This is a genomic window from Paraburkholderia sp. BR13444 (genome assembly GCF_040948755.1).
GTDB classification, from domain to species: Bacteria; Pseudomonadota; Gammaproteobacteria; order Burkholderiales; family Burkholderiaceae; genus Paraburkholderia; species Paraburkholderia youngii.
The window spans coordinates 12,254-24,610 of record NZ_JBFPKM010000007.1 but is presented as its reverse complement, the minus strand read 5'-3'; the positions used below and the strand labels follow the sequence as shown (position 1 = coordinate 24,610).

Here is a 12,357-nt window from a genome sequence, read left to right as displayed (position 1 = left end):
TGTCTTAGCGAACCCCGACTTCCAGCAGAGGCCTTCATGCTTGACAAGAGCGCGTTCCGCGACGCGATGGCCGGTCTTGGCGCGGCCGTCAACATCATCACCAGCGACGGCGAAGCCGGCCTTGCTGGCTGCACCGCGTCGGCGGTCTGCGGCGTCACCGACGAGCCGCCGACGCTGCTCGTCTGCATCAATCGCGGCAGCCGCAATAACGCCGCGTTTCGCAGCAACGGCAAGCTCTGCGTGAACGTGCTGAGCGCCGAGCAGCAGGCGCTTGCCGCGCACTTCGCCACGAGCGCGCTCGCGATCGAAGAGCGCTTCGCGGCCGCGCAATGGGGCAAGCTCGAGACCGGCGCGCCGGTGTTGCAGGACGCGCTCGCGTCGCTCGATTGCGAGATCGAGTCGGTGACTGAAGTCGGCACGCACACGGTGTTCTTCTGCGCGGTGAAGGCCACGCGTACGCGGGGCGCGGGCGATGCGCTGATCTACTACGGACGCCGCTACCATCGCGTCGGCGAGCGCTCGGTGCACGCGACGCATCAGGCCGCGGCGAATCAATGCGAAGCGTCCGCCTGCGCGCGTTGAGTTCGCACGGCTCGTTGAAATCGGCGGGCCGCCGCGATCGTCCGGCCGAATAGTGCGGCTGCGGCGCGGACCGGATCGAGCGCAATACTTTCGCTCGCCGCGCCGACCATCGACGCGTCACGCCCGTACGACGCCCGTCATCGGTCCGCCCGCCGCGGTCCGGCCAAACAGCGCTGCTGCCGTCCGTTCCGGGTCGAGCCCGAGACTTTCACTCGCGGCGCCTGCGATCAACGCATCGAGCGAGGTGGTCGGCTTCAGGTCGCGCGACTGATACAGCTGATGCGGCGCGAGCCCCGGCCAATCCGCTATCACGCGACCGCCCTGCACCGAGCCGCCCAGCACCATCGCGACCGAGCCGGTGCCGTGATCGGTGCCGCCCGTGCCGTTCGCGGCCGCGGTCCGGCCGAACTCCGTCGCGACCAGCACCGTGGTCTTGCTCCACGATGGTCCCATGCCGTCGCGCAACGCCGCGAGCATCGTGTCGAGCGCCTTCAGCTGATTCGCGAGCCGCGCGTTCTGCGCGCTGTGCGTGTCCCACCCGCCGGTCTCGATCATCGCGATGCGCGGACCGTCGTCGCGCGCCAGGAAACTCGCCGCGAGCTTGCCGAGGCTCGCCGGGTCCTGACGTGCGCCGGCATCGCCGGCGACGCTGCGCGCCGCCATCGCCGATTCCCACAGCGGACGCAACTGCGCGTCCTGCTCGTACAGTTGCGACACGCGCGCGAGCAGATCGTCGGACGCCTGCGGCAACCCCGACGGCGCATACGACGTCACCGAAGCGGGACCGCGCAGCGCCATCGGCACGGTCGGCGCGAACGCGATCGCGTTTTCGCGGGTCGCGGGCAATTGCGCGGCGAGCCGGTTGAGCCAACCATCCTTCGTCCGATACGGCGATGTGCCACCCGTTTCCAGCACGTTCTGTCCGTCGAAATGCGAGCGGTCGCGGTACGGCGAAGCGACCGCGTGCACGAATAGCGCCTCGCGCTGCGCGTACAGCTTCGCCATTTGCGCGAGCGCTGGATGGAGCGCGAACGTGCCGTCCAGATGCGGCGCGTTCGACGCATCGATCGCGAGTGGTCCGCGCAAACTCGCATACGCGGGGTCCGCGTAAGGCACGACGATGTTCAGGCCATCGGCCGCGCCGCGCTGGATCACGAACACGAAGCGGCGGTCGGTCGCGACATGCGCGAACGCTATTCGCGGCGATACGAGCAGTGCGCCGGCACCGGCGGCGGCGACGCTCAGAAACTGGCGGCGTGACAGCATGGCGTTCACCTCCGTTGAAAATCGGGCGATACGAGCAGCAGCGCGATCGCCGTCGCCGCGCTTTCCGCGCGCGACACCGCCGTGGCCGTCGGCTCGCTGAGCGAGCCAGCCAGCAAGGTCTGGCCGAGCGAGCGCGCATCGAGCCGGTCGCCCACGCGCGAAGCGAAGCGTTGCGCGACTTCGACGCGGCGCACGAGCGCATCCGGTGCGGCCCAGCTCGCGGCGATATCGTCGTAGCCGGCGGGCGAACCGGGTCGCCACACCGGCTGGCCCAGCTGCGTCAGGATCGGCGCGCTCTGCAGATTACCGAGGTCGTGCCAGCCGAGTCCGCGCATCGACGAAATGGTCCACTCCCACGGCGTCTTGAACTTCACCGCGCTCGGCGACCACGCTTGCGGCATATCGATCAACGCGCGATAGACGGTCGGCAGATCGCCGTCGCTGCGGGTGAACGCATCGGCCAGACGAACGCACACGCCAGCCGGCGGATTGTCGGCGACGAAATGGCGCGCGAGCTTCGCGCCGATATGCTGCGCGGTGGCCGGCGCGTGCGCGAGGTCGTGCAGGATCGCGAGCGCCTGCTGTTCGCCGGCTTCGTCGTAGCGGCGTCCCATGATCGTGCGCGAGCCCGGTTCGTGCAGCGGTTGGCGAAACACGAAGCTGCCGGGTTCGCCGCTTGGCTCCATCGTGCGCCGGTTTGCATTGGCGCCGCCGTTCCCCGGATTGCCGACGAGACTCCAGCCGGTCAGCGCACGCGCGAACTCGGTCACGTCGTCCTGGCTATAGCCGCTGCGCACGCCGAGCGTGTGCAGCTCCATGATCTCGCGCGCGAGGTTCTCGTTGAGTCCGCGCCTGTTGTCCGGATTGCGCTGCGCGGCGCGCAGCGCCGCCATGCTGTCGGGACCGACCGAGCGGGTCTGGTCGAGGAACAGCTGCATGGCCGGATGACGCTCGACGGCCACCAGCATGTCCTCGAAACGGCCGAGCACGTGTGGGCGAATCGCTTCCGCTTCGAACGACCCGGCAAGCGCCGCGACGCCGGGTTTTTCGGCCGACACCGCGAAGTGGTTCGCCCAGAAATGCACGAGGCGTTCGACAAATGGCGTCTGCGTGCTCAGCGCACTTGCGACGCGCGCATTGACCGACGAGCGGTACATGTCGAGGATTTCGACGCGAAACGCCTTTCGTTCGGATAGCTTCGCAGCTTGCGCGTCGGTCTGGCTGGCTGCTGCGGCGTTGCTGGCGATGTTGGTTGTACGGTTGTTCACACTCTGGTTCGAGTTCGACTCTTCGCCCGCCTTCTGTTTCGCCTGCTGCTCGATCTGCATGCGCTGCTGCACGAGCTGCGTCGACAACGCGATCGAGTCGGGCTGGTTCGCCCACGCGTCCGGCCGCGGCTGGTACTGCTCGAACTGCGCAAGCAGCCATCCCTTCGGATCGGCTGGCGGTGTATCGTCGGCGCGCGCGCCGAGGCCGAAGCGGTTTAGTGCGATCGCCGCGGCATTCAGGTTCGATGAGTGGGCCATACGATCCTCGTCGGCAGGTAAGACGCCTGCATGTTCGTTAAACGGCCGACGCGCCGGAATCCGTCGCCACCGCACGCGTTTTTTTATTCGCCCGATGCGGCATTCGCCGCCGGTTTCCTTTCGTTCGGCGCCGACTGCGCTTCGCGCCATTGCCCGCGCAGCTTCAGGCTCTCGGCGAATTTGACACGCTCCTCGGGCGTCAGCGTCGCCGCAAAATCGGCGACGCTCGCTTCGACCATCGCGCGCAGGCTGCTGTCGGCCGCGCGGGTGCGCGCGAGCGCGGCATCGAGCGCGGCGCGATCGAACTGCGGCGCGGCGAGCAAACGCAATACCTCGCGACGCCCTTCGCGAGCGTCACGCGCATACTGGCGCCCGTCGCGCCGCGCGTTTTTCAGGCCGTCGATAAACGCCTGCCGCTGTTGCGCCGACAGCGGCTCGGCGGCGAACCGCAACGCGCGCTGGTCCTGCGTCACCGGCTGATTCGCGCCGTGCGCGGCGAACCACTGATACGCGCCGCCGGCGATCGCGCCGAGCAGGAACACGTTGAGCACCGCGGAGCCCAGCAGCGCAAATTTCCACGAGCGCCCGTTCATTCGCCGCTCCAATCGGCGGAGCTGCCGCCGAAGCTCGAAGTCAGATACGAGGATTCATGCAAGACCGGCGCGTTCTCGGTCAGCACGAAGAACGACACCGCGAGCGCGCCTGCCACGCCACCGAGCAGCCCGACGCCTGCCACCGCCGCGCCCGACCACCACAAACGCCAGCGCGCGGCCGGGCGTCGCGACGGCGCGCCATCGATGATGCGGCGTTGCAGTTCGAGGCTCGGCGGCTCGATCCGGTCCGCGGCGAGCCATGCGTCGAGGCCGGCCGAATCGCTCAGCACCGCGTCGGCTTCGTCGCGATGCGCGCGCGCCCACTCCTGCGCGGCCTCGCGTTCGCGCTCCGGCCAGCGACGCGCGTCGGCGCCGTACGCTGCGACGATCTGATGGAATCTTTCGGGCGTCATGACTTGTCCTTGCTAAGGCCGCTGCCGGCCAGTTGAGCGCGCAAACCGCGGCGCGCGCGGCTCAGCAGACTTTCCAGCGCATCGACGCTGATGCCCATCAAGGCGGCAGCGTCGAGGTTCGACATCTCCTGGTAATAGCTCAGCACGAGCGCTTCGCGCTGTCGCGCCGGCAGCGCGGCGAGCGCCGCGCGCACGCGCGCGTGGTCCGCACGTGCTTCGAGCCGCGCGTCGGGTGGCGCGGCGGGATCGGCCGCGTCGGGCAGTTCGTCGCTCGGGTCTTCGCGCTGACAGCGCAAACGGTCATAGCAAAGATTGAGCGCGACCCGATGCATCCACGTGTCGAACTTCGCTTCGCCTTCACGCCAGCGAGCCGCCTGTTTCCAGATTCGCACGAAGACCTCCTGCGCGACGTCCTCCGCTTCCATGCGATCGCCGAGCATGCGCGTGGCAAGCGCGAGCAGCCGCGGCAGTTTGCGCGCGACCAGCGAGCGGACCGCGCCGGGCTCCTCGCGGCCCACCCGCGCGATCAGCTCGGCGTCCGGATCGGGCGGCGCGTCGCTCAAGGCGTGCGGCTCCGTCGCGACATCACGCGCGCGCGTTCGCGTGCGGGCCGCATCACGGGATCAACGTCGTTCACTTGCCGCCGCTCCTTCGACTATCGTGTTGTTATGGTTTTCGTGCGCTACGGCGCTAGCCGGCCGGGTATCACGTATGCGGTCAATATACGACGACCGCCGGCCGGTAATAGGCCGGACGTGCCGGATAGACCACACAGCCGGCGAGCGAGGCCGCCAGCAGGATCATCACGAGTGTTTTCATCGCAAGCCTCGCTCAAGCCCAATGTCCTTCGATCCAGCGCCAGTGCGGCCCACGTTGCGCCCAATGCCCGGGCACCCAGTGATAGCCGACCCGCACCGGCTGCCAGTGGCCCGGCGCCCACACATAGCGGCCGTGCTCCCAGCGCCAGCGGCCCTGATCCCACACATAGCCGTCACGAGGCGCGGGCACGAGTTCGACGCGCGGCGGCGGCGCCATTGGCGCGATCACCACTTGTGCGAAGGCGGGTGCGGCCGTCAGCGTGGCCGCGCAGCACAGCGCGGCGCTGAGCGTGGAACCGAGCAGGCGACTCATGCGGTTCGAGATCATGTCGTTTTCTCCCCTAGGCCCGAAAAGAGCCGGAGCCAGGGTGGCCCCGTTTCTGCTTCAACGGGTCTGCGGGGCGAAATCCGTCGCTTTGTCTGCAAAAAAAGTGCGGCGGGAAGGAAGCGCTTCACTGTCGGGCGGCCATCGCGCTGCGACCCGCGAGCCGGTGGGGTATCCTTGCCGCTTTAGCGAACCTCATCCGTACCCTCCCCGATGGCCGATTTTCCTTTCGACGCCGTGCTCTTCGACTGCGACGGCGTGCTCGTCGATTCCGAACCCATCACGAACCGCGTGCTCACCGAAATGCTCGGCGAGCTCGGCTGGCATATGAGCGTCGAAGAGACGATGCGCATTTTCGTCGGCAAGATGGTCAAGGACGAAGCGGAACTGATCGAGGCGCACACCGGCTTTGCCATCACGGCCGAGTGGCTGGCGCAGTTCCGCGCGCGTCGCAACGTGGCGCTCGACAAGGAGTTGCGCGCGATCGACGGCGCGTCTTTCGCGGTGCGCGCACTGCACCAAACGTTGAACGGACGCATTGCGGTGGCGTCGGGCGCGGATCGCATCAAAATCGAATTGCAGCTCGTGAAGGCCGGCCTCCTCGACTGCTTCGACGGGCGCATCTTCAGCGGACACGAAACGCCGCGCAGCAAGCCGTTTCCCGACGTCTACCTCGCCGCGGCCGCGGCACTCGGCGTCGAGCCGGCGCGCTGCGCGGTGATCGAGGATACGGTGACGGGAGCGACCGCGGGCGTTGCGGCGGGTGCGACGGTATTCGGCTATTGCCCGACGCACCTCGGCCATAGCAGCGCGACCGCGTTGCATGGCGCGGGCGCGGTGCACGTGTTCAGGGACATGGCCGAGCTACCGGCGTTACTCGCGGGATGGAGTACGCGCTGATTCGGCCCACGTGTTGGCAGTTGAACGACACCGGCCTGACGCGAGTTGGCCAACCACGACCAGTTTTCGGCTGCGCAGGTGCGGTCGATCAGCGTTTGCGCCAGTACCGACGTTGAATCCCGCCGCATGGCATGTTGCGTGCAACTGGAACGCCCGAGCGAAAAGCATTTGCGCGCTCGATACCCATCCAACGTTGCCGGAGATTCATCATGTCCAACTTGACCCTTGCCGACCTGTCGCGCTGCGACGACCTCGACCACGCAGCTGCGCAGTCCGTGCGCGGCGGGTACTCGCGCGAGTACCCGCCTTCGTGTTACAAGCCGCCGGTGTGCAGCCCGCCTCACTACGAACCGCCGCACTACAACCCATGCCCGCCGGTGCACTTTGGGTGTGGACCGGTCTACACCCCGATCTGCCATCCGGAGCCGGGCAAGATCGTGCCGCTGTAAGCACGAGGCCTCGCGCCTTTGCGTACGACAGCGCAAGCCTGTATGTGTTGCGGCCCAGGTCGGTATGACCGGGCCGCAGCGTGCGTTTCGTGCGCTTTACTCGAAAGCAGGATCGATTGGCACGCGATAGCCGACCGCAAGCCGGTTCGTTTCGTTAGCCATTCCGACGATCGCCTGCAGTTCGCCGAACGTCTCGTCGGTCATGCCGGCGCGACGCGCCACCGCCGTGTGGCTCGCGACGCAATAGCCGCAGTTGTTCGTCACGCTGACCGCCACCGTAGCGAGGTTGGGAGCAAGTGGACAATTCCTGACTTACTGAACTTGACGACCTATGATCAGGCGAAGTGTGCCGCTTGACTTTGTGACACGTCTCGATCAGAGATGCCTATCGGGCCCAAAAGCCCCCAAAGCGGGACATATTCATTGCGAAAATCTTTCCAGCTGCTTGATGCGGTCCTCAGTGATTTCCTTCATGCAATCCCAGAAATATATGTAGCGTCCGGATGCTTCACCGAGCGCATAGACATAGGAGTAACAGTAACGATCGCGATATTTGAACCAACTTTCTTGCGCTCCGACAAAATCGGGAGCGGCTAAAGGAGCGTGATACTCCGCCAATTCCTTGTCCGACTTTCTTATTGAATTCAGAACCTTGGCATAAGTTGCGTTTAGTGTCGAATTCAAATGTTCGAAATCCCATTGCCCGCACGCAGCCGCATCATCAGCGGAAGCATTTTGACCGGATTTACAGAACTGGTCGATTTCCTTGAGTGATTTTCCTTCAAAGTAGATCGACGGCGCAGGGAATTTCTTATAGTCAAACGGCTCAGAATAAACGGTTCTACCGTGCACCATCGAACTAAACGCAAACGCAGCGATAGTACACGCGGCAGTCAATGTGGTCAAAGACCTAGTGGGTTGCATCATATATTCCCTGCGCAAAAACCCGCGCCTCTGTTATCCGTCGCTGACGCAAGCGTGGATTGCGGCAACGAAATGTGGTGATGTACTCAGCGATGTTTTGATAATCGCCTTGATTGACCCGGCCGGCAATTTCGATCGCCGCCGCACCGCCGCCCGCATTGAAGCAAATGCTAACCAGTGCGTCATACTCGTACTGATGCAAGAGAACCCTGACGTTTCTATTCATCGCCTCCTCCATTCGCTTCAAATCCTTCTCCAGAAGATCACGCGCGCGGGCAACTGTGATTGTTTGACCAACCTGCAAATTGTCCTCAGGGAGAACAAGGTGACCGCAGCCCACCGTTGGATTTCCACGGTCGTCGCGGTAAACCACCAGGATCATACCGCCAGATACCGGCACATCAATGTGCGAATGGTCCGCGCGAAATATTCTAGTCGTGCCCTCCATGCGTCCGCTTTCCCAAATACCCATAAAGGTTTTAATTTTATCGGAGGCTTTCCACGGTTTGCCGTGCCTATCGCAACGCAGGTCAACGCACGAATTCGGGTTTGTGTCTGTTAGTGCTCTTCCAATTGCATCAGGCATTGCGCCCCCTGTGGCCAGTGTAAATGTGAATGCATCGCGCACCGACTGTCCTGTAGCGCGCGGTATGCCCCTGCGAACCGCTAATACCGTTGACAAGTTCGACGGCAACGTAATAGACGCCCCGACATCAAGGCTTCCTGTGTCCGAGATATACGGCCAGTTGCTGGCCGTCGCGTGTTCTATAGCGGGCTGTACGTCCCGCGTGATCAGTCACGCCGTGCTTCAGTTCGCCGGTTGGATAGCGGACCGTATAGAACGTATCGGGAACCGCACGGCCGTCACTGTCGCGCAATCTGAACCGCTGATCGAAATAATTCCCTGAGCCTCGGCGACAATTGCATGCCCATGCGTAACCCAGGGCTTCGGCCATGGCATAACCGGATTTCATCTTACGAACCCTGTCAAACGGAAAAAACTCGCCGGTTTCGGCGTTCAGCGCCTGTGCGTGCGGCATCGGCGGGAAGTTTGAGTAGATCGAATAGGTGATACGGCAAAGGTCGCATTCTTCCTCGACTGTCCAATCCGTTTCACTGCTTTGCTGTTTCAGTTGCGCCATTACACTCCTCAAGATTTTCTGGCGATACCTCGCGAATTAACCATCGAAACGGACCACGGTCAACCGCATTAATTCGGGATAAGCCCTTTTTGACAACTATTTACGATTCTGATGATGAGCGTTGTTCAACGACAGGTAAGTCCGACGTCCGCACACGCTTTATATCGACGGCCCGTCGACCATCTGCTCGACGCTCACCCTTCGCACGCGCCGTCAGTGTCCAGATCCGCTCGCATGAATAGAAAAAGGCCACCGGTCTTTCGACCGATGGCCTTTGAGGCGCGACGCCGGGGCTAAACCCCGAGGGTTTTAACCCTTCGCCACGCGCCCGTACGTATCCTCGAACCGCACGATATCGTCCTCACCGAGATACGCGCCCGACTGCACCTCGATCAACTCGAGCGGAATCCTGCCGGGGTTCAGCAGCCGGTGAGTAACGCCGAGCGGAATATAGGTCGACTGGTTCTCGGTCAGCATGATTTCCTTGTCGCCGTTCGTCACGAGCGCTGTGCCCTTCACGACGATCCAGTGCTCGGCGCGATGATGATGCATCTGCAGACTTAGCTGCGCGCCCGGATTGACGACGATGCGCTTGACCTGGAAGCGCTCGCCGCTATCGATGCCCTCATACGAACCCCAAGGCCGCACCACGCGACGATGCGTGACCGATTCGTGCCGCCCCATCGCATTGAGCTGCGCGACGATCTTCTTCACGTTCTGCGCCTGGTCACGATTAGCGACCAGCACCGCATCCGCGGTCTCGACGATCACGACGTTCTCGAGCCCGATCGCGGCCACGAGCCGATGCTCGGCGCGAATATACGAGTTGCTGACCGCGTCGGTCAGCACGTCGCCGATCAATGCGTTGTTCTGCGCATCGCGCTCGGCGATGTCGGCGAGCGCAGTCCACGAACCGATGTCGTTCCAGCCGAGATCGGCGACCGCGACGACGGCCGCGCGCTGGGTCTTCTCCATCACCGCGTTATCGACGGAAATATTCGGGCAGGCGGCAAACGACTCGGCATCGAGACGCACGAAATCGTAATCCTGCTGCGCGTTCTGCAGCGACAACTCGGCCTGACGCGCGATCTCCGGCTCGTAGCGGCGCAACTCGTCCATATACGTCGACGCTTTCAGCATGAACATACCGCTATTCCAGTAGTAGCGGCCCTCATCGATGAAGCGCCGAGCGGTCTCAGCATCGGGCTTCTCGACGAACGAATCGACCGCGAACGTCGGCGTGCCGTCGATCAGCGGCGCACCCGCGCGAATGTAGCCGTAGCCGGTATGCGGCTCGGTCGGCGTGATGCCGAACGTGACCAGACGTCCATCCTTCGCGATCTGCGCGGCCGCTTCGACCGCCTTGACGAATGCGGCCTCGCCCGCGATCACATGATCGGACGGCAGCACGAGCAGCAAAGCGTCTGGCGTGTCGCGCAAGGCGAGCAACGCGGCCACGGCGATGGCCGGCGCCGTGTTGCGGCTTGCCGGCTCCAGCACGATGTTTGCGGAGCCCACGTCGACCTGGCGCAGTTGTTCAGCGACAAGAAAACGCTGCTCGTTGTTCGTGACGACGATCGGCGCGGTGACACCATCGATGCCGCGCAAGCGCAACACGGTTTGCTGGACCAGCGTGTGTTCGCCTGTCAGTGCGAGGTACTGCTTCGGATAGCCGCCGCGCGACATCGGCCACAGTCGCGTGCCGCTGCCGCCGCAAAGAACTACCGGATGGATGTGCATGTTTTCAGGTCCTCGTTTGTGTCTTATGAATCGACTGCATCGGGCATCTGCCTCGTGATTGCGTCGCATCTTGCAGGCCGTCTTTGTTACGGCGCCCGTTATTCTTCCCCCACCCACCCCATTCGCACCGATTCGAGCTCGCGCGGCAGGCGCGCCGAGATCGGTGCCCTGCGCGGCAATTCGACGAAGCCGAGACGCCGGTACAGCGCCTATGCGGGCTTGTTGCTCACCAGTACATCGAGCCTTTTCGGGGGCTGCGCGGCTTTATATCACAACTGGTTGTTACACCTCGGGCCCGCCGTTGGATTTAAAATTGAGGCTAGCCAACACATAGCAATAACCTACGTGAGCAAACCTCTGTTCTTCATACATCCGCCGAAATGTGGCGGTTCCACTGTTATTTCATTTTTTGACATTAATCTCGATCGCGATAAGTTCATCAATTTCGTATGGGGTGGTGTATCTCAGGAAAAAACGCGAGAGCGATTTTTGGCAAGCGGAATCGGCGGCGGTCATGATCCTATCGGCATTCATCGAGACCTCAAGATGCCGTTGGAATATTGCAGTATTTTGCGCGAGCCGCTCAGGCGGCAGATCTCGCATTACTGGTTCGCGCGTAATGGAAAAAACGGGGGCGTCGCGCGCGGAGTTTCGGTTTCCGAGGCTGAAGCGCTGGCGCAAGGCGGTGAATTGTCTCTGGACGATTGGGTGGGCGAATCGTGCAGCGGCAAGAATCTGTTCGTGCATATGCTGAGCGGTCATGGCCGCGTGAACCGTGAAAGCCTCGAAATCGCGATTGAGAACGTCCGGCAACATATCCCGACAGTCGGTCTCTGTGAAGACATGAGCGATTTTCTGCTTCGTCTTTGCGGTAGAACCGGAATGCGTTTACCGTTCTTCATCCGGACGAATGTGACGGAAGGCGTGCCCAAAGAGCGCTCGCCGCTATCCGAGCGAGCCCGTGAAAAATTTGTCGAAGACAATCACCTGGACTACGAGTTGTACCAGTATGTGTGCGATGAGATCGCACGGGAAAGGGAGTCGTACGGCGCTATCTATACCCGGGCCATAGAAGCTGTTCGCCAGATTCAGCGGCGGATCGATGCTCTCGACAATCCCTATATTTATACCGGCAAGTCGAACATGTTCGGATTCGACGAAAATCATCTACGTATGGTGCGCGAGGTCGCTACTTCGGCTGATCTCTCTCCGATCGATGCATATATTGAGCTGGCGCAATCGCGTCGCCGCGAATGTGGCGACCTGTTCGATGGTTTCGTGGACGCAGTGAACGACGACATGGTGCACGGCTGGGCGGTGAATCTAAGCGTACCGGACAAATGCGTACCGATTGAAATATGGGTACGGGAAAAGCTGGTTGCGACGACGCTGACTGGCAACCCGCGGCCGGATGTGGCTGCTGCCGGCTATGCGTCCGAGCGTTGTGGCTTTGCTGTTCGGTTACCGGAGGAGGCGCAGGAGGGATTCAGAGTCAAGATTGCGGGATCTGCGCAAACGATACGATCTGCGGGGACCTGGCAGCGGGGTTGGCATATGGCGTGAGACGCCGTCCGGGTCCCGTCGTGCTCGCTCGCGTTTCAGCACTACAACGAACATCATCCTCGTAACGTGCGGAAGTACCGCCCGCCACCCGAGCTCAAGCACACGACCGATTCATC

At 63.0% G+C, this 12,357-nt stretch carries 13 protein-coding genes and 3 pseudogenes; 4 read left to right on the top strand and 12 right to left on the bottom strand.

Going from position 1 to position 12,357, the window contains the following annotated elements:
• The first annotated feature begins 36 nt into the window (after positions 1–36).
• A complete protein-coding gene (locus AB3X95_RS20510) occupies positions 37–582 on the top strand; it encodes a flavin reductase (protein WP_176125319.1) in 546 nt (181 codons plus the stop codon).
• 117 nt (positions 583–699) lie between these two features.
• Here AB3X95_RS20510 and AB3X95_RS20505 read toward each other — a convergent pair whose 3' ends face one another.
• The 6 genes and pseudogenes from AB3X95_RS20505 to AB3X95_RS20480 all read right to left on the bottom strand — a co-directional run bounded on the left by AB3X95_RS20505 (position 700) and on the right by AB3X95_RS20480 (position 5,526).
• Positions 700–1,848 (bottom strand): DUF1501 domain-containing protein, encoded by a 1,149-nt coding sequence (locus AB3X95_RS20505; RefSeq protein WP_368622398.1) that lies wholly within the window; start codon positions 1,846–1,848, stop codon positions 700–702.
• 5 nt (positions 1,849–1,853) lie between these two features.
• On the bottom strand, positions 1,854–3,374 hold the full coding sequence (locus tag AB3X95_RS20500; protein WP_368622397.1) for a DUF1800 family protein: 1,521 nt from the start codon (positions 3,372–3,374) through the stop codon (positions 1,854–1,856).
• A gap of 83 nt (positions 3,375–3,457) precedes the next feature.
• Positions 3,458–3,967, bottom strand: coding sequence for a periplasmic heavy metal sensor (locus AB3X95_RS20495; protein ID WP_368622396.1), 510 nt, complete (start codon positions 3,965–3,967; stop codon positions 3,458–3,460).
• The gene (locus AB3X95_RS20490; RefSeq protein WP_368596289.1) at positions 3,964–4,380 is read right to left on the bottom strand and encodes a hypothetical protein; all 417 of its coding nucleotides are present in this window, start codon (positions 4,378–4,380) and stop codon (positions 3,964–3,966) included. Before AB3X95_RS20490 ends, AB3X95_RS20495 begins: the two co-directional genes overlap by 4 nt.
• A pseudogene (locus AB3X95_RS20485) lies at positions 4,377–4,973 on the bottom strand (RNA polymerase sigma factor); the annotation flags it as partial. The pseudogene AB3X95_RS20485 and the gene AB3X95_RS20490, both read right to left, overlap by 4 nt.
• 238 nt (positions 4,974–5,211) lie before the next feature.
• Positions 5,212–5,526, bottom strand: coding sequence for a YXWGXW repeat-containing protein (locus tag AB3X95_RS20480; protein WP_368622395.1), 315 nt, complete (start codon positions 5,524–5,526; stop codon positions 5,212–5,214).
• A 210-nt stretch (positions 5,527–5,736) separates the two neighbouring features.
• On the opposite strand from AB3X95_RS20480, the gene AB3X95_RS20475 reads away from it, so the two are divergent.
• Both AB3X95_RS20475 and AB3X95_RS20470 read left to right on the top strand, forming a co-directional pair.
• Entirely contained in the window at positions 5,737–6,423 is a 687-nt protein-coding gene (locus AB3X95_RS20475) for an HAD family phosphatase (RefSeq protein ID WP_176125312.1), read from the top strand.
• Between the two features lie 209 nt (positions 6,424–6,632).
• Entirely contained in the window at positions 6,633–6,872 is a 240-nt protein-coding gene (locus tag AB3X95_RS20470) for a hypothetical protein (RefSeq protein ID WP_176105868.1), read from the top strand.
• A 96-nt stretch (positions 6,873–6,968) separates the two neighbouring features.
• Here the strand turns inward: AB3X95_RS20470 and AB3X95_RS20465 are convergent.
• The 6 genes and pseudogenes from AB3X95_RS20465 to AB3X95_RS20440 form a co-directional block, all read right to left on the bottom strand.
• Positions 6,969–7,148: pseudogene (locus AB3X95_RS20465) on the bottom strand (carboxymuconolactone decarboxylase family protein); the annotation flags it as partial.
• 144 nt (positions 7,149–7,292) lie between these two features.
• Positions 7,293–7,799, bottom strand: coding sequence for a lysozyme inhibitor LprI family protein (locus tag AB3X95_RS20460; RefSeq protein WP_176125310.1), 507 nt, complete (start codon positions 7,797–7,799; stop codon positions 7,293–7,295).
• Positions 7,783–8,424 (bottom strand): lysozyme, encoded by a 642-nt coding sequence (locus tag AB3X95_RS20455; RefSeq protein ID WP_176125309.1) that lies wholly within the window; start codon positions 8,422–8,424, stop codon positions 7,783–7,785. The genes AB3X95_RS20460 and AB3X95_RS20455 overlap by 17 nt, the downstream gene beginning before the upstream one ends.
• Positions 8,425–8,509: 85 nt before the next feature.
• Entirely contained in the window at positions 8,510–8,938 is a 429-nt protein-coding gene (locus tag AB3X95_RS20450) for a hypothetical protein (protein ID WP_176125308.1), read from the bottom strand.
• Between the two features lie 309 nt (positions 8,939–9,247).
• Entirely contained in the window at positions 9,248–10,678 is a 1,431-nt protein-coding gene (locus tag AB3X95_RS20445) for a mannose-1-phosphate guanylyltransferase/mannose-6-phosphate isomerase (protein WP_368622394.1), read from the bottom strand.
• Between the two features lie 98 nt (positions 10,679–10,776).
• Positions 10,777–10,920 (bottom strand): annotated as a pseudogene (locus tag AB3X95_RS20440) (N-acetyltransferase); the annotation flags it as partial.
• A 103-nt stretch (positions 10,921–11,023) separates the two neighbouring features.
• Here AB3X95_RS20440 and AB3X95_RS20435 point away from each other — a divergent pair.
• Entirely contained in the window at positions 11,024–12,241 is a 1,218-nt protein-coding gene (locus AB3X95_RS20435) for a chondroitin 4-O-sulfotransferase (protein ID WP_368622393.1), read from the top strand.
• Positions 12,242–12,357 lie beyond the last annotated feature (116 nt).

Bases quoted from the DNA above. Each gene is read 5' to 3' on its own strand.
- AB3X95_RS20510 (WP_176125319.1), top strand. From the start codon at position 37: ATGCTTGACAAGAGCGCGTTCCGCGACGCGATGGCCGGTCTTGGCGCG.
- AB3X95_RS20505 (WP_368622398.1), bottom strand. From the start codon at position 1,848: ATGCTGTCACGCCGCCAGTTTCTGAGCGTCGCCGCCGCCGGTGCCGGC.
- AB3X95_RS20500 (WP_368622397.1), bottom strand. From the start codon at position 3,374: ATGGCCCACTCATCGAACCTGAATGCCGCGGCGATCGCACTAAACCGC.
- AB3X95_RS20495 (WP_368622396.1), bottom strand. From the start codon at position 3,967: ATGAACGGGCGCTCGTGGAAATTTGCGCTGCTGGGCTCCGCGGTGCTC.
- AB3X95_RS20490 (WP_368596289.1), bottom strand. From the start codon at position 4,380: ATGACGCCCGAAAGATTCCATCAGATCGTCGCAGCGTACGGCGCCGAC.
- AB3X95_RS20480 (WP_368622395.1), bottom strand. From the start codon at position 5,526: ATGATCTCGAACCGCATGAGTCGCCTGCTCGGTTCCACGCTCAGCGCC.
- AB3X95_RS20475 (WP_176125312.1), top strand. From the start codon at position 5,737: ATGGCCGATTTTCCTTTCGACGCCGTGCTCTTCGACTGCGACGGCGTG.
- AB3X95_RS20470 (WP_176105868.1), top strand. From the start codon at position 6,633: ATGTCCAACTTGACCCTTGCCGACCTGTCGCGCTGCGACGACCTCGAC.
- AB3X95_RS20460 (WP_176125310.1), bottom strand. From the start codon at position 7,799: ATGATGCAACCCACTAGGTCTTTGACCACATTGACTGCCGCGTGTACT.
- AB3X95_RS20450 (WP_176125308.1), bottom strand. From the start codon at position 8,938: ATGGCGCAACTGAAACAGCAAAGCAGTGAAACGGATTGGACAGTCGAG.
- AB3X95_RS20445 (WP_368622394.1), bottom strand. From the start codon at position 10,678: ATGCACATCCATCCGGTAGTTCTTTGCGGCGGCAGCGGCACGCGACTG.